Source organism: Shewanella sp. QJM3NY_23 (assembly GCF_056173105.1).
In genome coordinates this window covers 516,023-534,781 of record NZ_CM149657.1, presented here as the reverse complement: position 1 = coordinate 534,781, position 18,759 = coordinate 516,023, and the positions used below count along the sequence as shown (strand labels likewise).

15 protein-coding genes are annotated in these 18,759 nt (G+C 47.0%); 5 read left to right on the top strand and 10 right to left on the bottom strand.

All coding sequences use genetic code 11. The annotated features are described in order from the left end of the window. Positions 1–107: 107 nt before the first annotated feature. Positions 108–2,627, bottom strand: coding sequence for a S8 family serine peptidase (locus tag AC0VXX_RS02525; RefSeq protein ID WP_475515780.1), 2,520 nt, complete (start codon positions 2,625–2,627; stop codon positions 108–110). A gap of 476 nt (positions 2,628–3,103) precedes the next feature. Between AC0VXX_RS02525 and AC0VXX_RS02520 the strand changes: the two genes are divergently transcribed. Both AC0VXX_RS02520 and AC0VXX_RS02515 read left to right on the top strand, forming a co-directional pair. Further along, the gene (locus tag AC0VXX_RS02520; RefSeq protein WP_475516916.1) at positions 3,104–3,511 is read left to right on the top strand and encodes a curlin; all 408 of its coding nucleotides are present in this window, start codon (positions 3,104–3,106) and stop codon (positions 3,509–3,511) included. Between the two features lie 19 nt (positions 3,512–3,530). Next, positions 3,531–5,027, top strand: coding sequence for a curlin (locus AC0VXX_RS02515; RefSeq protein WP_475515779.1), 1,497 nt, complete (start codon positions 3,531–3,533; stop codon positions 5,025–5,027). Positions 5,028–5,158: 131 nt separating this feature from the next. On the opposite strand, the gene AC0VXX_RS02510 is transcribed toward AC0VXX_RS02515, so the two are convergent. The 6 genes from AC0VXX_RS02510 to AC0VXX_RS02485 form a co-directional block, all read right to left on the bottom strand. Next, positions 5,159–5,824, bottom strand: coding sequence for a response regulator transcription factor (locus AC0VXX_RS02510; RefSeq protein ID WP_475515778.1), 666 nt, complete (start codon positions 5,822–5,824; stop codon positions 5,159–5,161). Positions 5,825–6,110: 286 nt separating this feature from the next. Further along, positions 6,111–6,911 carry a CsgG/HfaB family protein gene (locus AC0VXX_RS02505; RefSeq protein ID WP_119977244.1) on the bottom strand — a complete coding sequence of 267 codons (801 nt, stop codon included), beginning with the start codon at positions 6,909–6,911 and terminating at the stop codon, positions 6,111–6,113. Continuing rightward, on the bottom strand, positions 6,912–7,298 hold the full coding sequence (locus tag AC0VXX_RS02500; protein WP_475515777.1) for a curli assembly protein CsgF: 387 nt from the start codon (positions 7,296–7,298) through the stop codon (positions 6,912–6,914). 11 nt (positions 7,299–7,309) lie between these two features. Continuing rightward, a complete protein-coding gene (locus tag AC0VXX_RS02495; protein ID WP_162599159.1) occupies positions 7,310–7,708 on the bottom strand; it encodes a curli production assembly/transport protein CsgE in 399 nt (132 codons plus the stop codon). 325 nt (positions 7,709–8,033) lie between these two features. Then, positions 8,034–8,714: a single-stranded DNA-binding protein gene (locus AC0VXX_RS02490; protein WP_475515776.1), complete on the bottom strand. Its 681-nt coding sequence runs from the start codon at positions 8,712–8,714 to the stop codon at positions 8,034–8,036. Between the two features lie 77 nt (positions 8,715–8,791). Then, positions 8,792–10,159, bottom strand: a complete 1,368-nt coding sequence (locus tag AC0VXX_RS02485) for an MFS transporter (RefSeq protein ID WP_475515775.1) — start codon at positions 10,157–10,159, stop codon at positions 8,792–8,794. A 227-nt stretch (positions 10,160–10,386) separates the two neighbouring features. On the opposite strand from AC0VXX_RS02485, the gene uvrA reads away from it, so the two are divergent. From uvrA to AC0VXX_RS02470, 3 genes are all read left to right on the top strand, one after another. Further along, positions 10,387–13,212, top strand: coding sequence for an excinuclease ABC subunit UvrA (gene uvrA / locus AC0VXX_RS02480; protein WP_475515774.1), 2,826 nt, complete (start codon positions 10,387–10,389; stop codon positions 13,210–13,212). Between the two features lie 126 nt (positions 13,213–13,338). Next, the gene (locus AC0VXX_RS02475) at positions 13,339–14,376 is read left to right on the top strand and encodes a M28 family peptidase (RefSeq protein WP_475515773.1); all 1,038 of its coding nucleotides are present in this window, start codon (positions 13,339–13,341) and stop codon (positions 14,374–14,376) included. A gap of 234 nt (positions 14,377–14,610) precedes the next feature. Continuing rightward, entirely contained in the window at positions 14,611–16,419 is a 1,809-nt protein-coding gene (locus AC0VXX_RS02470; protein WP_475515772.1) for a DEAD/DEAH box helicase, read from the top strand. A gap of 220 nt (positions 16,420–16,639) precedes the next feature. Here the strand turns inward: AC0VXX_RS02470 and AC0VXX_RS02465 are convergent, their stop codons facing one another. From AC0VXX_RS02465 to AC0VXX_RS02455, 3 genes are all read right to left on the bottom strand, one after another. Then, positions 16,640–16,897: a cysteine-rich CWC family protein gene (locus AC0VXX_RS02465; protein WP_475515771.1), complete on the bottom strand. Its 258-nt coding sequence runs from the start codon at positions 16,895–16,897 to the stop codon at positions 16,640–16,642. Between the two features lie 100 nt (positions 16,898–16,997). Beyond that, a complete protein-coding gene (locus tag AC0VXX_RS02460) occupies positions 16,998–18,011 on the bottom strand; it encodes a c-type cytochrome (protein WP_475516915.1) in 1,014 nt (337 codons plus the stop codon). A gap of 65 nt (positions 18,012–18,076) precedes the next feature. Then, the gene (locus AC0VXX_RS02455) at positions 18,077–18,637 is read right to left on the bottom strand and encodes a c-type cytochrome (protein ID WP_475516914.1); all 561 of its coding nucleotides are present in this window, start codon (positions 18,635–18,637) and stop codon (positions 18,077–18,079) included. Positions 18,638–18,759 lie beyond the last annotated feature (122 nt).

The following is an 18,759-nucleotide window of genomic DNA, read 5'->3' as shown; positions in this document are numbered from 1 at the left end:
ATTAAGCTCATTTTAGATCATAAGCATTATTGCTTTAAGGAGCGTTTTAACACTCAGTGTTAAAACGCTCAAGTGGCAATCGTCAATGAACTAGCGTTATCAATAAACTAGAACTGCGCCGTAATAATGTCAGAACACAAGTTGCTATCGGTTTCACAGATAACATAGTCAAATGCCGCGCCTTCCACAGTGCTAAAACGGTCACGGTAATTACCATCGTTAGCCGTTGTGGCGATCGCTTCGCCATTGCGGTAGATAACAACAGACTCGCCTATTGCACCGTCCCAGTTGAGATCAACCATGGCACTGCCTCGACGCGAAAGATTAGTACGCACCACACTTGCGCTAACAACACGCTCAAATAACTCGATGTCGTTTGAATAAGTGTCGGTTCTGCCTTCGCTATCAGTGACCATCAGTGTAACGGTATACACACCAGCACCCGCATAGCTGTACATTGGATTCATTTCACTAGACAAGCCAGCACCGTCACCAAAGTCCCATTGATAGCTCACAATATCATCATTAATGTCGGTACTGGTGTTGCTAAAGTTAACATCGAGCCCTTCAATAGCATACTCAAAGCTTGCTACAGGAGCAGCTGGTGCAGCGTCACCTAATGCAGTGATCACTAATCCCCAATTATTAAGGGTTCCCGTGTCTCCGCCAGCATTATCGGTAATCGATAAGGTCCAGTCGCCTGTCGCCATTTCGCCATCGAAGTCACTTAGCACCCATGACTTAACAATATCATCAGCACTGCCGCCATCTCGATTATGTAACACCACTTCGGTGCCAGCAGGAGACGTTAGCTTAACCACAAGATCGCCAATCCAAGTATGAGTAATATTCACATCGGCTGTTAAACCAAATACAAAAACAGGATCGGCAACATTAATAATGCTGGTGATCCCCTCAGAATTACTATCAGGAATCGCAATGACCTCATCATTGTCATACGGAATATCATTCAATCCTTGTGGATAGACAGACAATGAAACCACTTTTGACTTCACCGTTGCCCCATCATCACCGGTCACTGTGATCTGATAATCTCCCCACGCCGCTTCAGCTTCAGTGGCGACATTTAGGGTAAAGTCATCACCAGCGCCTACTGTCGATGATGAAAGTGACACGCCATTGAGTGCTGGTGTCGTTTCAACGGTCAGCGCGACCTCACCATCCCAGCCTGCTACGCTACCCACACTAAAGTCATAACTGACCGCGCTGCCAGCCTCAACCCTTTGTGTCATTGGGGTTACCGTAAAACGATAACCCGGCTCAGGGTTAGCTTGATCGAGTGCATTAGCCACATTTAGACGAGTACCAGCCACCGTTTTACCAGTAAGCGCCGCATTAGCGTCGCCAGAGATCATCAGTAACTCTTTCATCTCGACCGGGCTTAGATCTGGGTTAATTGACCAAACAAGAGCCGCGGCCCCCGCAACATGAGGAGATGCCATCGAAGTACCAGAATAAGTGGCATAGCCACCGCCTGGAACCGTCGATAAGATTGAGCTGCCGGGTGCGCCCATATCAACACTGGTTAACCCATACTGCGAAGTACCCGACATATTGTCATTACGGTTAGTATTGGCAACGGCAAAGACTACATCTGACTCGTAACTTGCAGGATAACTAGGCGAGACGTCATTATCTGACCCCGAATTACCCGATGCGGCAACAAACAAGATACCGGCTTCACCACCCGCATCAATCGCATCTTTCAATGCCTGACTAAATGCACCACCGCCCCATGAATTGTTGGTGGCTTTGATGTTCACCCCATGGTTCACTTTTAAATCAGTCATGTAATCGATACAAGCAATTGCGCCTGCGGTAGAGCCATAGCCGTCGGCATCGAGAAACTGACAACCGATAATACTGACATCCCAGTTAACTCCGACCACACCGACCCCATTATTACCTGTGGCACCAATAGTGCCAGAAACGTGAGTACCGTGACCATTGCCGTCCATAGGGTCGCCATTGTCATTGATAGCGCTATAACCATAAATATCATCGATCACGCCATTGCCATCATCATCGATACCATTGCCGGCGATCTCCCCTGGGTTAACCCACATATTCGCTTGCAGATCCGGGTGGTTATAATCTACGCCACTATCAATCACGCCGATGACGATATTACTATCGCCTGTGGTGATATCCCACGCCTCAGGAGCGTCAATATCGGCATCGGCTGTACCGCCATCTTGCCCAGTATTATTTAACCCCCATAACGATGAAAAATTAGGATCATCAGGCGTACCGCTCACCTTAATAACATAGTTTGGCTCAGCGTACTTTACCGCAGGATGGCGACTAATAAGCTTAATCGCTTGATCGATATCAGTACCTTTTCGTAATGACAATCGAGCCAGCTTACCATTGAGTAATTTAGCAAAGCGGTCATCCACTCCGTCAGCATTCGCATCACGAATCGTCGCGCTAACGAGACGCTGCGCCGAGGCACGCTCACTTAGCGTGGCATTGTCTTTATAAACCACTAACAGCGAGTCTTTTACATACTCATGCTGAATGGGCGTCTTGGCGAGCGCTGGGGCGGCAGAAACAGCGATAATACCGGCAATCGCCGCTGTTAAAGGTGTCAGTTTGTTTATCATAAACACGTTTCCTATTAGTCCTTTATATTTTACGAACCGGTACTCCATACATCGACCAAGCCGTTAGGCTATCGTCAATTGACAACCTAATCCTCAGTGAATCGCCGGCGAGAGTTAACGCGAAGATTGTTGCCACATAAGCCAAGATTAGAAAAGAGGCTTGCGACGCTTTAATCCTTAAGTACTAGTAACATGGGCTAGGCCTTACCAAGCAAGCCCAACAGCCTTAAAGCTTTTAACTCTTAAATATCAATGATTAAAAGCTATTAAATGGTAAAGCGTCGACGTTATAGCATGCCAAAATAAGTAGACCTTTTTCTGATTGCAGCGCTCTGGCAGCCCTGTACCTTGACTATCTAACGCTGAATAGGATGCCTAGCTAGCTAGGTATTCCATCAGTGAACGTAAATAAAGAAGCTGTTTTTCTTTATTTATATCGCAAGTTTAAGGAGCGTTACGTGTCAGTAGTTAACCGAATGGGAGCCGCGATTGCACTCGTATTGATCTCAGTCGCTAGCCAAGCAACTGAGCTTGATAGTGGGCTAAACGCCCTTCCAGTAACACTGCAAACTCTACTTGAAAGCTCTGGGCGAGAAAATGCCATCAACCTAACTCAATTAGGTGTATTAAACCATGCATACCTAAGTCAGTCGGGTGAAGGCAATATCACCAACCTACTCCAGATGGGTAGCGGTAATAAGGCTCAGGTGATGCAATACGGTCAAGATAATGAGGTAGAGCTTATGCAGGCCGGATTCGATAACCAAGCCAATATAACCCAAATTGGTAACGAGAATGTAGTACAGCTCAACCAGCTAGGAAGCGCTAATTTTTCAATTGAACAGATTGCCGATGGTGCAGCAATCACAATAACGCAATATTAAATACAGGGAGCGTCAAATCATGACACCGCAAATCAAAAAATCGTTAATCGCATTAGCTATCACCGCAAGCTTAAGTACTCAGGCTTTTGCAAACATTAGCAATGAAGCTACCGTTGAGCAAAACGGTGTAGAACAAGAAGCAATTGTACTGCAAACGGGTGATCTTAATATCGCCGATGTCAATCAAGAAGGGGCCGAGCAAACGGCTAAAGTAACTCAAAATGGTGTTTGGAACGAATCCTATGTTGAGAGTAATGGAGTGGGTAACACTGTCACTACAGAACAAACCGATGAATGGCATGTATCGGATATCGCTATAGAGGGCGACGGCAACGACGCCAGTGTGACTCAGTCGGTTTTTTGGAACAAAAGTACCATTGAAATCACCGGAAATGATAACCAGACCACAGTCTCTCAAATTGGCTCATTAAACGAATCGAACATTGAGCTCATTGGTGATAATAACAGCACTGACGTGAGCCAAGACGGTGACGAAAACTTCAGCGTATTTCGCGTTCAAGGTAACGATAACGATGGCACCATCATTCAAAATGGTGACTCAAACCAAGCAGGGATGATCGCACTCGACTTAAGCCCTAATATTGGCAATAACAATGATGTAAGCCTGACCCAAAATGGTGATTTAAACCTAGCCGGTGTTCGTGGTATCAACGGCGATGATAACACCATTGAAATGACTCAAGAAGGTGTCTTCAACACTGGCTTTATCTATGCCTTAGAAGGGTCAGACAACGACATCGAGTTTGACCAAAACGGGGCTTTCAACAACGTGGTACTGCAGTTCAGCACGGGTGATGATAATAATGTATCTGTCCGCCAAGAAGGCTTTGGTAACTCAGTAGGTGATTCCTACGTCGCGGTTATCGATGGCAGTGACAACCGCATTGATATCATTCAAGAAGGTGATAACAATTTAGCTGAATTTGAAATCACGACAGACAGCAACGACGTTGATTTAGACCAAAAAGGGGATAACAACTATGCCGCTTTTGGTGCTTACGCTGGCGATGATAACGACTTTGATCTCTCTTCTACTGGCAATAACAACCAAATTTATGCGTTTGCTGTTGGTGAAGATAACGACATTGAAGTGTCTCAAGAAGGTGACGACAACTACGCCTACGTAGAAACCATTGGTGATGATAACGAAGTCGATGTGACTCAAGATGGTATTGGGTTTAATGAAGCTATTGTTTCAGTAGTGGGTTTTGAAAACACCGATGTCACTGTGTCGCAAGATGGTGAGCTTAACTTAGTTGATTTGATCATCACTGGTGACGAAAACTTTACCTCAATCACTCAAAACGGTAGCGGTAACTGGGTTGGGGGTAACGACGGCGTGAGTTCTTTCAACGTATCGGGTGATGCAAACAGTCTCACCATTGCGCAAACCGGCAATGACAACTTAGTAGAAGGCTCACAAACGGGTATGAATAACGTGATCAACGCAACCCAAATTGGTGACTTTAACGTAGCCACTATCGTACAAAACTAAGGTAGTTATATCAGCTAACCTAAAAAGGAGCCTTTGGGCTCCTTTTTTATTATCGCTTAATACTTATTTATACCTCAATGAATAGAGATACCTAGCAACCAAAATGGGTTATTTATTGTGGGTTAAAATAACTAAGTTCTAAACTCAAAATGTGCTTGATGACTCTGTGCCCAACGCAAGAGTTCTACGCGATTGCGCGACTGGGTTTTTCTAAAAATAGAAGAGATATGAGCCTTAACGGTATGTTCGCTAATGCAAAGTTGATGAGCAATCTCTTTATTCCGTGCTCCACTGGCCACCAATTGAATGATCATCCGCTCGCGCCCCGTTAGCATTTGCAACATGGATAGCGTATCGGAAGACATTTCATCACGAGTATCTAGCTTCTTAACTAGGTGATTAAACGCCTCACTAATTAACACCCTGTCATACCAGAGCTCATTGGCGATCATCTTGTTTAAACCCGTTAATAATAGATCCATTCCTTGATCATCATACAGCAAGCCTTTAATGCCTAATAACAGCGCCGCTCTTGCATCTAAGGTTTGCCGCTCAACTTGATATAACGCCACAGGGCCTTGAGAAATTAACCGAGCAGCCATTAAGGGGATACCTTTACTGTCAAGTGCAGCCCCTTTTTGTGACACCAGAAACAAGCGACGACGATCTTGAGCCACAACCAATTCGGCAGGCTTTTTGATCACTTGGGTATTGATGCCGATAGACTCGGCTAAAACGGCTAAATGACACGGTGCAGCTACTTGATGAATAAAAACAAGTTCATCGATATTGCTCATTAAATTCTCTCCCTGAATTAACATAGCCTAACAAGGCTTATCGGCTCGCTGATGCCCAAGTTAACATTGGCTACCGCCAAAGATGATACATAACGATACAAAAAACACCAACGCTTAACAATAATGCAACAGCAATACATCGGACCTTGTCTGACGCGATATAGCGATACTTAGCTAAGCCCAAAATAGATAAGATAAGAGATAAAAGAAGAAGTTAAGTAGAAGTGAAACGATAAACAATGATGCGGCAAACAATATGTATTTGCCGCATCATTGGAATAAAAAATTAAGAGGATAGTGGATTAGCATCCGCTATTGATGCTTCAGACGGACTCCAGTAGCCCATTTTAATCCCTTTATCGACTAACTCTGACACTGCCAGCTCAATGGCTTGCAAGACACAAAACTGCACGGGTTCATTAGTCGTAAAACCCACCTCTGCCTCTGCCAAACGATTTAAACTGGTAAAACGCATTAAGCCTGCACGCATCTCTTGGGAGAACACTCGCTTAGTGGTCGACACCGACATCATCACTTTTCCTGTATGCACATCGACGGCGCGAAGATAAATCGTCACTTGATCTTCGCGATACATTTCAGAGGCACCAATACCGTAATATTCGACCCCTGCGCCACCGGTACTAATGTTAGTCTCGTAACTGATGATCCCCCCCTCTAACAGTAACCGAGCATTGGTCAATTGCGGCACATCATCATTACTCACTTTGGGCGCTTGATTCTTAGTGATTTTGCGTTCGGTTAACAGGTTCTGTAACCCCTCACGTTCGACTGGCATAAACCACTTAGAGTCTAACAAGGTCTGCACCAACATAGAGGTGGCCCCCTGAGTCACCGCCGTAGAAAATGAGCTGACATTTTGCTGTGGCTTATATTGTCCCGTCTGATCTCGAAACGAGTAAACTGCTACTGGAATGGTGTATTTAGGGCCTGGTTTGGCGATTAAATCCTGCATCGTGCTACTAATGGGATTAATTTCAGCTTCAGTAATATTCAGCTCAGGTTTAGGCAGTAAGCTGCATGCCGATAGACTTAAACTCAAGAGTAAGATACTAACTTGTCTCATCATCTATCCCCCGTAAACTGGCATTTCAATCACGGTGACTTCACCTGTCACTAAGTTGGTGATGGTCAACATCACACCACCACCGATTGAAGCCACCTCAATCCTAAAATCACCAGTATCGTATGTACCATCGGTGATCTCACCATTGGCAACCCCACGGGTAATGGTATTGAGAATATTACGCTCTAATGATTCTTTAAAACGGGTGATAAAGTCCTTTTCGTTGCTGCCAGCCGTATTATCATTTTGTGCATTGGCTTTATTAAGCAAGTAAGAACCATTCAATGCCGAGCCACCAAAACTCGGATTAATCGGGGTATAGACCAGTTCGGTCGCCGAAACCGAACTAGATAAAAGTAATATAGAAGCTATTAACATCCTGTTATTCATTATGATTATTCCTAGTATCCTTGATTTTTATCAGCCAGTTCACCGGTGATAGCATTTGCTCTCGCCTGGGCAAGGTAATCGATTGTCAACAAAATGGCCTGCTCAGCCCGCTCTTTAATTGGGCTAGCTCTTCGACCAAAATGGGTTTTGTAGATGGTGACGCCATTAACTTCTAGCGTAAGTAAGGTCCCAGCCTGAGGGAATACCGTTTCATACAAGGTGACATTGAACCCTTGAGTGAAAGGCAGATCACGCCAATAACTGGCGTAGTAAAATACAAAGTCCTTACCGAAACGAGTTACCGTACGGTCAATCACTAAACCACTAATCTCGATATCATTGTCTTGTGCCTGAATAGGCGTAACGCAGCACAATATTAATAGTAGTAGTGCCGAAAACTTGGTTCGCATCATCATACTGTCCCTGTAACATCGCAACTTAACATCGGCTAAGGGCTACAGCGCACATGCCCAACACCTACGCCAAATACGTTATAAGGAGCTTACGCTAGCAGCAATTATCTTTTTTTGGCAGCCCAAAACCTTACCAATGGGCTACCTGATAAAAATCTAGCATAAAGGAGTAATACTTTCGGGTAATGCAGGGAAACTGATAACGACTAGGGTTGTGGTTTACTGCGGTGAAATTTAGGCAATAAAAAACCCAGCTTTTATGCTGGGTTCATATATGGTTTTAACTTTAACTTTAACTTTACAGTTTTAAATAAACCGTCTGCTAAAATGGGATATCGTCATCCCAACCATCATCCAAATCTGGAGTAAAGTTTTGCTGTGGCTGTTGCGGCGCTGGACGCTGCTGTGGTGCCGCTTGTTGCTGCGGAGCCGCTTGAGGCTTAGGTGCATAAGCCGGCGCTGCAGGAGCCGTTTGCTGCTGTGGCGCGCCATAGCCTTGCTGAGGAGCGGCTTGTTGCGGCGCTCCATAACCCTGCTGCTGCGGCGCTGCTTGTTGTGGTGCTGGGCGTGAAGCGGGAGCGGCTGGCTGCTGTGCGTATTGGTTTTGCTGTGGCGCGTAACCACCTGCACTTTGTCCCATACCGCCTTGCTGACCACCTTGACCACGGCTGTCTAGCATCTGCATTTCACTGGCATTGATTTCAGTTTTGTAACGGTCTTGGCCAGTTTGCTGGTCTTGCCACTTACTGGTTTGCAGTTTGCCTTCGAGGTAAACTTTAGAGCCTTTCTTTAGGTATTCACCCGCGATCTCCGCTAAGCGGCGATACATGACGATGTTGTGCCATTCTGTACGCTCTTGCACTTGACCTTGCTGGTCTTTCCAAGACTCACTGGTCGCCACTGTAAAGTTGGCTACGGCATTGCCATTTGGCATGTAGCGTACTTCAGGGTCTTTCCCTAAGTTACCGACCAAAATTACCTTATTGACACCACGACTGGCCATTGAAATCTCCTGCGATATTCTTACAAATCTAATATAAATACTGCTTAACGGGTGAGGTCAACTCAAGTCCCAAACAGTTAATTGACAGAGCCTAACACAGCTCGCGCTTGTCTCAAATCGAAATGCTCATCAACTTTCAAATAAGCGACTTTCTCCTCAGGTACCACGATAGCCTCGGCTACACCAGGCAGCTGTGACAACTTAGTGGCCATGGCTCTGGCTTGCTCTTTGCCCTCAACTTCGGCTTCTAAGGTGTAGCTCTTTAATAGCACGGGATTTTCCATGCCTAAGGTTAATAGTAACCAAATAAACATCAAGCCTAATGCAACAGCAAATACCCCAGCCGCGCCGACCAATTGGTAAGCTCCGCCGCCAAGCAAGCCGCCACAAAATGCCCCTAGAAATTGGCTGGTCGAATACACGCCCATGGCAGAGCCTTTATCCCCTACCGGACAAAATTTAGCAATCAAGCTCGGCAGTGAGGCTTCAAGATAGTTAAACCCTGTAAAAAACAGCACAATCGCAGCACTGAGTACCACTAAGCTATTAGCAAATAACGCCATTGAAGCGAGCGCTGCCATCATGATTAACAGGGCAATTTGAAAGGTGGCCTTGGTGTTTTTCTTTTTCACGCCGATGATGATCAACGGCACCATAAGGAAAAACGCGCCCATAAAAGCAGGGAAATAGAGCATCCAGTGCTTTTCTTTAACTAAACCCGCATCGACCAAATCCAATGGCAATGCCACGAATACCGCCGTTAACACCAGATGCAAAATAAAAATACCGGCGTCAAGCCTGAACAGCTGCGGATCTTTGAGCATGGCTTTAAGCTTAGCTGGCGCCGCAACCGTATCGCCTTTTGGCGCTTGGCTAATAGGGTTTGGCACCAGCAACTGTACAATAACCATGCCCAGCAAGGCTAAACCTGCTGTCATAGCAAACAGCCCAGAGAGGCCAAGATGCTGCGCGACAATGGGGCCGACCAGCAGCGAAAGCGCAAAGGAGAAACCGATACACATACCGATAATCGCCATCACTTTAGTGCGCTGCTCATCGCGAGTTAAATCGGCAGCTAAGGCTAAAACGGCCGCGGCAATCGCGCCCATCCCCTGCATAGCGCGTCCGGCAACCACCCCATAAATAGAGTCCGCCATGGCTGCAACCACGCTGCCAATTGCAAACACCAACAAGCCAATTAAAATAATTGGCTTGCGCCCATATTTGTCTGACAAGATCCCCATTGGGATCTGCAACACCGCCTGAGTTAACCCATACGCCCCGATGGCAACCCCCACCCATAATGGCGAGAAGCCCTCTAAGTGTTGCCCATAAAGCGCAAACACTGGCATGATCATAAACAAGCCCATCATGCGCAAACCAAATACACTGGCTAACGAAAACGCGACTTTTTTCTCAGTCTTAGACAGTCCATTATTGGCCATTTTTCGCCCTGATATGAATACATTAATAAGCCGCGCATGTTATCACGAAGCGTGGATTTAGCTCAAAAAGAAAAATTAAAGATGCGATGTATATGTAGCTATTCAATCACAAAGCCATAATCGTTCGTCAACATTCCCCCTATCGCTTTTGTGTGAGCTTGCTATGACCTGAGACAATTTTTATGCGATAATCAGTCTCTTTTTTATTCGGCCAATCAGAGAGACAGATGGACAAGATTGAAGTTCGTGGCGCCCGCACCCACAATCTAAAAAACATCAACCTGACAATCCCAAGGGACAAGCTGATCGTTATCACCGGCCTATCGGGCTCGGGTAAATCGTCATTAGCCTTCGATACCCTTTATGCTGAGGGGCAGCGTCGTTATGTCGAATCCCTCTCTGCTTATGCCCGTCAGTTTTTAAGCTTAATGGAAAAGCCCGATGTTGATCATATTGAAGGCCTAAGCCCGGCCATCTCTATCGAGCAAAAATCCACCTCTCATAACCCGCGTTCAACCGTGGGCACTATTACCGAAATCTACGATTACCTAAGATTACTGTTTGCCCGTGTCGGCGAGCCAAGATGCCCCACCCACAATCAGCCATTGGCGGCGCAAACCGTTAGTCAAATGGTCGACAAGGTGCTGGAGATGCCAGAGGGCAGCCGCTTGATGCTGCTCGCACCTGTGATTAACGATCGCAAGGGTGAGCACGTCAAACTGCTCGAGAGCCTATCGGCACAAGGGTTTATCCGCGCCCGTATCGATGGTGAAGTGTGCGACCTGTCCGATCCGCCAACCCTTGAACTGCACGTCAAGCACACCATTGAAGTGGTGGTCGACCGTTTTAAGGTGCGTGACGATATCACCCAGCGCTTAGCAGAATCATTCGAAACCGCCCTTGAGCTTTCGGGGGGGATAGCCACCGTCGCCTCTATGGATGGCGATATCGACGAGCTATTGTTTTCTGCCAACTTTGCCTGTCCACATTGTGGCTATTCTATGGCCGAGCTCGAGCCGCGTATTTTCTCGTTTAACAATCCGGCTGGCGCCTGCCCCACCTGTGATGGTTTAGGGGTGCAGCAGTTTTTTGATGCCGAACGCGTGATCACCAACACTGAGTTATCCCTTGCAGGCGGTGCGATCCGCGGCTGGGATAGACGCAACTTTTACTATTTCCAGATGCTCAGTTCATTGGCCGAGCATTATAAGTTTGATGTCGAAGTGCCCTATGAGCAGCTCAGCGATAAAATTCGCCGCATCGTACTACATGGCTCGGGTAAAGAGAGTATCGCGTTTAAATACATCAACGATCGTGGCGATGTCGTGGTGCGTAACCACCCTTTCGAGGGGATCTTAAACAATATGGACAGGCGCTATCGTGAGACCGAATCTAATTCGGTGCGCGAAGAGTTAGCCAAGTATATTAATACGCAAGCCTGTAACAGTTGTGGCGGTTCGCGTCTGCGCGAAGAGGCGCGTAATGTCTTTATTGAAGATCTTAATCTGCCAAAGCTGACCGAATGGTCAATTGGCGAGGCGATGAGCTATTTTGAGCAGCTATCACTCACAGGTCAGCGCGCGCAAATTGCCGAAAAAATCTTAAAAGAGGTACGCGATCGCTTAGGCTTCTTGGTCAATGTCGGGCTTAACTATTTGAGCTTGTCGCGCTCTGCCGACACCTTATCTGGCGGAGAGGCGCAGCGTATTCGCTTAGCCAGCCAGATTGGCGCCGGTCTTGTGGGGGTGATGTATGTTCTCGACGAACCCTCCATTGGCTTGCATCAACGTGATAACGAACGCTTACTGCAAACCCTGATCCATCTTCGGGATCTGGGTAATACCGTTATCGTGGTCGAACATGATGAAGATGCGATCCGCATGGCGGATCACATTATCGATATCGGCCCAGGCGCGGGGGTTCATGGTGGTCAGGTGATTTGTGATGGCAGCTTAGATGATATTATCAACTGTAAAGACTCGGTAACTGGGCAATATATCTCTGGCACTAAGCAGATCCACATCAGCGAAACACCAGCGCAATATAATCCAAAGCAAGTTATCGAGCTGTTTGGCGCAACTGGCAACAACTTGCAGAACGTTGATTTAACCATACCTGTAGGCCTGTTTACCTGCGTGACCGGGGTATCAGGCTCAGGTAAATCAACGCTTATCAACGACACCTTTTATAAGATCGCTCATCGTCAGCTAAATGGTGCCACCGTCGATGAGCCCGCCCCTTACAAACGAATAGAGGGGATGGATCATTGCGATAAAGTGGTCGATATCGATCAAAGCCCCATTGGCCGTACACCGCGATCGAACCCAGCCACTTATACAGGCATCTTTACCCCTATTCGTGAGCTGTTCGCCGCGACCCAAGAAGCCAGAACCCGTGGCTATAAGCCGGGGCGTTTCTCCTTTAATGTGAAAGGTGGACGCTGTGAAGCCTGTCAGGGCGATGGTCTGATCAAAGTTGAGATGCATTTCCTACCCGATGTGTATGTACCTTGCGATAGCTGTAAGAGTAAACGCTATAACCGTGAAACCTTAGAGGTTCGTTACAAAGGCAAGAATATTCACGAAGTGTTGGAGATGACCGTTGAGGAAGCCCGAGAGTTCTTCGATGCCGTACCAGCCATTGCCCGTAAGCTACAAACCTTAATGGAGGTTGGCCTGTCTTATATCGGCCTTGGCCAGAGTGCAACCACCCTCTCAGGCGGTGAAGCACAACGGGTCAAACTGGCCAAAGAGCTGTCAAAACGTGACACAGGCAAGACCTTGTATATCTTAGATGAGCCAACGACTGGCTTACACTTTGCCGATATTCAGCTATTACTAGATGTATTGCATCGCCTTAAGGCTCACGGCAATACCATAGTGGTGATTGAACACAATCTCGATGTGATCAAAACCGCCGATTGGATCATCGATCTTGGCCCTGAAGGCGGCTCAGGTGGAGGCACCATTTTGGTCAGCGGTACTCCTACGCAAGTAGCTGAGCATCCAACGTCTCATACCGCGCGCTTCCTTAAGCCTTTACTCAAGGCTTAAGCCAACTCGCGTTGCTCTATTAAAGATAACCACCAAAGCCAGTATGACATCATTCTGGCTTTGACTGTCTTTATTAATTAATTGTAGCTAAGTTATAGCCTAGCCCACCACCCAAGCTAGGTGCCCATGAGAGTGCTCAATCCTGCTCGCATCATCACCCTCATCTCGCTCTATTTAACCTTTACGCTGCTCTTACCCGGATGTAGCAGTACAGACAACGCTTGTCATCGCCCCTTGCAGCTTACTTGGGCCAATCAGCCTCAGCTACAAGAGGATGTAACCAGATTAAGCTCACCCGCTTTTGCTGGGCGCAAAACCATGACTCCCGGCGCAGCAATGACCCGCGACTATCTTACCTTACGTATGCAACAGGCGGGCTTAATGCCTTGGCCTAGGCTGCACGCCCCACTTCCCTCTAATGCCCCTCCGCGCGATAGGGAATTTGACCAGCACTTTAGCTATCAATATCAGTTTACTGAGCGCCAGGGTGTCAATCTCATCGGCATGCTACCTGCAACTCAAGCTAGCGACCAATGGCGGCTGATTGTCGCCCACTATGATCATTTAGGTACACAAGACACCGAGATTTACCCAGGCGCCGACGACAATGCCTCGGGGATAGCCGCGATGCTAGCGCTGGCTGAGCATGCCAAGGGCCAGCAGCGGCCAAGTCATTTACTCTTTATCGCCACCGATGCGGAAGAACCAGGGCTCTATGGCAGCAAAGCCTTAGTCGCAATGCTACAAGATGACAACAGCCAACCTGCGATGGCACAAATTGAATTAGTGATTAATTTAGATATGGTGGGGCGCCCCAACCCATACCACACCATCTATTTGGAGGGACGCAAAAACTTTACTCAATTTACAGCTATTCAAAACAGTTTGATGCAAACGGTAGGGTTGTGTATCAGAGCCAATCACCCACCCGAAGCGGGTAAATCGATACAAAGGATAGATTGGTTAAGATCGTCAGATCACGTCTCTTTTTATCAAGCCGACCTGCCGTGGCTCTATTTTGGTGTACCGCCCCATAGCGATTATCATCAGACCAGCGACATTGCGTCAAAGCTAGATATCGAGTTTCTAGCAGCTGTTACAGAAACGGCTTACAAACTACTCATTATCGACAGTTATCTCTTAAATAACCGAGTAAAACAATAGATTAATTTGTGATTTATTAAAAAACAACTCACTGTTAATTATAGATTTTAGCTGTGAAGACCCATGTTTACTACTAAAAATCAGACTTAAGTGGTAGCCAATCTCTCAACTCACTGCTATAATAATCGGCTTACTGATACTTTTCGGTGCGGGAAGTCGACACGGGGTTGATTTTCTGTCTATAAAATCTTTAGTGCAGTCTCTGCACTTTGCTACACCACAAGGCTACAACCCATGTCATCCAATGAAAAAACTTTCCGCGAACTCGGTCTTTCCGAGCCTTTGTTGCGTGCTCTTGACGAGCTTGGTTACGAAAAACCAACGCCAATTCAGTCTGCTAGTATCGAGCCACTTATGGCCGGTAAAGACATTTTAGGTCAAGCACAAACGGGTACCGGTAAAACCGGTGCATTTGCGCTACCGCTATTAAATGCGATCGACCCAGCGTCAAATACGCCACAAATTTTAGTATTAGCCCCAACTCGTGAACTTGCAGTGCAAGTCGCCGAAGCATTTGGTAGCTATTCAAAATTCATGAAAGGTATGCACGTACTGCCGATTTACGGCGGCCAAAGCATGCATCAACAACTTAACGCATTGCGTCGTGGTCCACAAATCATCGTCGGTACGCCTGGCCGTGTAATGGATCATATGCGTCGTGGCACCCTTAAGCTTGATACGCTTAAAGCTATGGTGCTCGATGAAGCCGATGAAATGCTAAAAATGGGCTTCATCGATGATATCGAATGGATCCTAGAGCACACGCCTAAGCAGCGTCAGCTAGCATTATTCTCAGCTACTATGCCTGAGCAAATTAAGCGTGTTGCCAATAAATATCTTACAGAACCAGCGCACATCAGTATCGCTGCAAGTCATACTACGGTTGAATCAATTGAACAGCGTTTCGTTCAAGTTTCGCAACACAACAAACTAGAAGCGCTAGTTCGCGTACTAGAAGTTGAAAATACTGAAGGTATTATCATCTTCGTTCGTACACGTAACAGCTGTGTTGAACTGGCAGAAAAGCTAGAAGCTCGTGGTTATGCGTCATCACCGCTACATGGCGATATGAACCAGCAGGCTCGTGAACGCGCTGTTGATCAGCTAAAACGTGGTCAGCTCGATATTATTATTGCAACTGACGTTGCGGCACGTGGTCTTGACGTTGAACGTATTGGTCACGTTATTAACTACGATATCCCATACGACACTGAAGCCTATGTTCACCGTATTGGTCGTACTGGCCGTGCTGGTCGTACTGGTATGGCAATTCTATTTGTAACCCACAGAGAGATGCGCATGCTGCGTACCATTGAGCGCGCGACTAAGAGCCGTATCTCGCCAATGGACGTGCCTAGCCCAGAGACTGTGACCGAGCGTCGTCTTTCTCGTTTAGGTGAGCAGATTTCTGAAGTCATTGCTAAAGATTCTTTAGACTTCATGAAAGGCGCTGTTGCACAACTATGTCAAGAGTTAGAAGTCGATACTGATGTACTTGCAGCGGCGTTACTACAGCAAGTTCAGAAAGATCGTCCATTGCAGCTACCTAATATCAACGAACGTCAACGCGACAGTCGTGATGAGCGTAGCAGTCGTGAACGCGGTGAACGCGGTGATCGTGCACCTCGCGAACGTACCCGTCGTGATTCACGCCCAACGCCAAGCAATCTAGGAACGGCTGATACCTTGAAGGATCATCCAGACGTTAAGATGTGCCGCTATGTTATCGACGTGGGTCGTGACCATGGTGTTGGTGTCGGTAACATTGTTGGTGCTGTGGCTAACGAAGCCAACATCGACAGTCGTTATATTGGACAAATCCAACTATTTGATTCAATGACCGCCATCGACTTGCCAGACGGCATGCCAAAAGATGTATTACAACATCTGAAGAAGGTGCGTGTATGTGGTAAGCCACTTAACATCCGTGAAGCCGGCACCGAACTGCCAGCAAGCGCGGGTGATGACAGCCGTCCACCACGTCGTCGTAAGCCAGCAGGCGACCGTAAACCACACCGTAAGGGTGGTAAAGACAACGCCTAATTAGGCCGAGTCCGGCTCACTTAAAGCCACCATGTGTTGACATAACCTAGCGTGGCTAAATAAGAGAGTTACCTCATCGCAAACGCGACAAAAAAGGAGCCTAATGGCTCCTTTTTTATATTCAATGGCGGGTAACCCACAGTTATTACCGCTATACAATGGGTAATTTACCCGTTTGCTAAAACGTAAGGCAGGTTATCCGCCCTTGCACCTACCTAGTTCAATCTATGCGTTTCAATCCAGCCTGCTGCTCTGCCATTAATTCGGCGGCGCAGACTTGGCAAATACACGCATCGCGGCGAACATTAACGGTTAATGATGCCTTTGGCACAAACGCCTGCCGCTGACACCAACAAGAGGCGCTGGGCTGCAGGTTGGCGATAGCACACTGATTTAATTGCTGGCATAGGGGGCAGTTTATCGCTGCACCTAATATCAAGTTTGACTCAGCAGTCGCAACCGCTTTGTTGTGTGTCATACCTCATCATCCCCAATAAAAAAGGAGTGTCAGCAACCAAGCTAACACCCCTTAATTCAGATTATTATACGGCAATCGCAGAGCCTATTAACGCCTAAGATTACTGTTTATCAGGATTCACGGGGTAAGATTGGCTACCTAAAACTGCGCCACCATCAACCGATTGACCATAATACCCTTGGTGCTTATGGTATTGCTTCTGTAGCGCTTCAACATCCCCCTTAAAGCGTGGATCTTGTGGGCGATCTTTCGAATTAATGTAAGCTGCAACATCCCAAGCTTGTTGGTTTGTCAGCTGAATACTCTTACCAAATGGCATATTCTCGTAAATGAAGTTCGCTGCAGTATTGACCCTGTGCATGCCTGCGCCCCAGTTAAAGCTCTGTGGCCCCCACAATGGCGGTAAGCTATAAACACCCGCAATAGCAAGCCCTTGGCCATCATCACCATGACAGGCTTGACAATGCGCTTGGTAAACCGTAGCTCCGCGCTCAGGAGAATAGGCTAACTCAGGCTTTTCAATCGGTGGAAAACCACGACCAGGAAGCTTTGCCAACTCATCGATATTCATCGCAGCTTTAACCGCCGCGGGCAGAGCAAAGTCTTCACGCTTGCCGCCTTTGAGCAACTCAGCATCGCTCAATTCTGGCACTTCGCCCGTCACTTGATATTGATCCATCAAGCCGCTCATGGCCAACCAGTAGGAATAAGCAGATAACGCCACTAACTCGTCACTGCCATCTGCCGGTGCTTTCCCGTTCATCGAGTAGGTAAAGCAACCTTGAATACGTTCTTGATAGCTGTTGACCTTATCGTTTTTCTTACGATAAGCAGGGTAAGCCATATAGGCAGCCCATAGCGGTGATGCATTGGGTTTACGCCCTGCATCCATATGGCAGTTAGAGCAGTTCAGCTCGTTACCGACATATTTACCACGTAACTGCTGAGTATTAACAAACAGCTGATAACCCTGTTTAACTTTATCGCCAAATGCCCCTTGAGGTATGGCACTCATCTCTCTTGGCGTTAAATAAACCGTATCATCTGACTTTGGCTTGACTTGTAATTCAGCCTGTTTGTCAGGTAACTCAGCGGCAATAACTAGGCTTGGCATACAGAGTCCAATCAACGCTATCAAAGCACTGCGTAGCGATTTAACATGATTCATGGTCAGACTCCCTATTTGATCTCGGCAAAATACTTGGCTAACGCATCAATCTCTTCTGCGGTTAGCTTATTTGCAATGGTCCCCATCATTGCATCTACATCACCCTTGCGAGTGCCCGCTTGCCAAGCAAGTAACTGGGTCTTGATATAGCTTGCCTGCTGACCAGCAAGACGTGGGAACTGGCCCCCACCTATGCCAGACGGACCATGACAGGTGACACATGCTGGGATCATTCTGTCCCAGTCACCTTGATACACTAATTCTTGGGTTGGGTCGCTGTACACTGCGGCTTCACCGCGAAGGTGAACACTGACTTCAGGCACTTCTTGAGATGAGAAATAGTCCGCGACAGGCTTAATTGCATCACCTTGGAGCACCATAGACATAGGCGTCATGCTGGCATTTTGGCGTTGGCCTGTTTGGAACAACTTGATCTGCTGAGTGATATATTCAGCAGATAGCCCTGCTAATCTTGGGCCTAATGGCTCAACACCTTGCCCTGTTGGGCCATGACATGACGCACACAATTGTGCTGATGGCGGCATCGCCATTGGCTCTGCCAATAAAGGCATCGACAATAACAACAAAGCCGAACCTAACGTTATCGATCTCATAATATCCTCCCGATTATAACTGCCCTTAATGATAGAGGGATTCGAACGAATAAGGTAATGGATTTCATCAAAAAAATTAT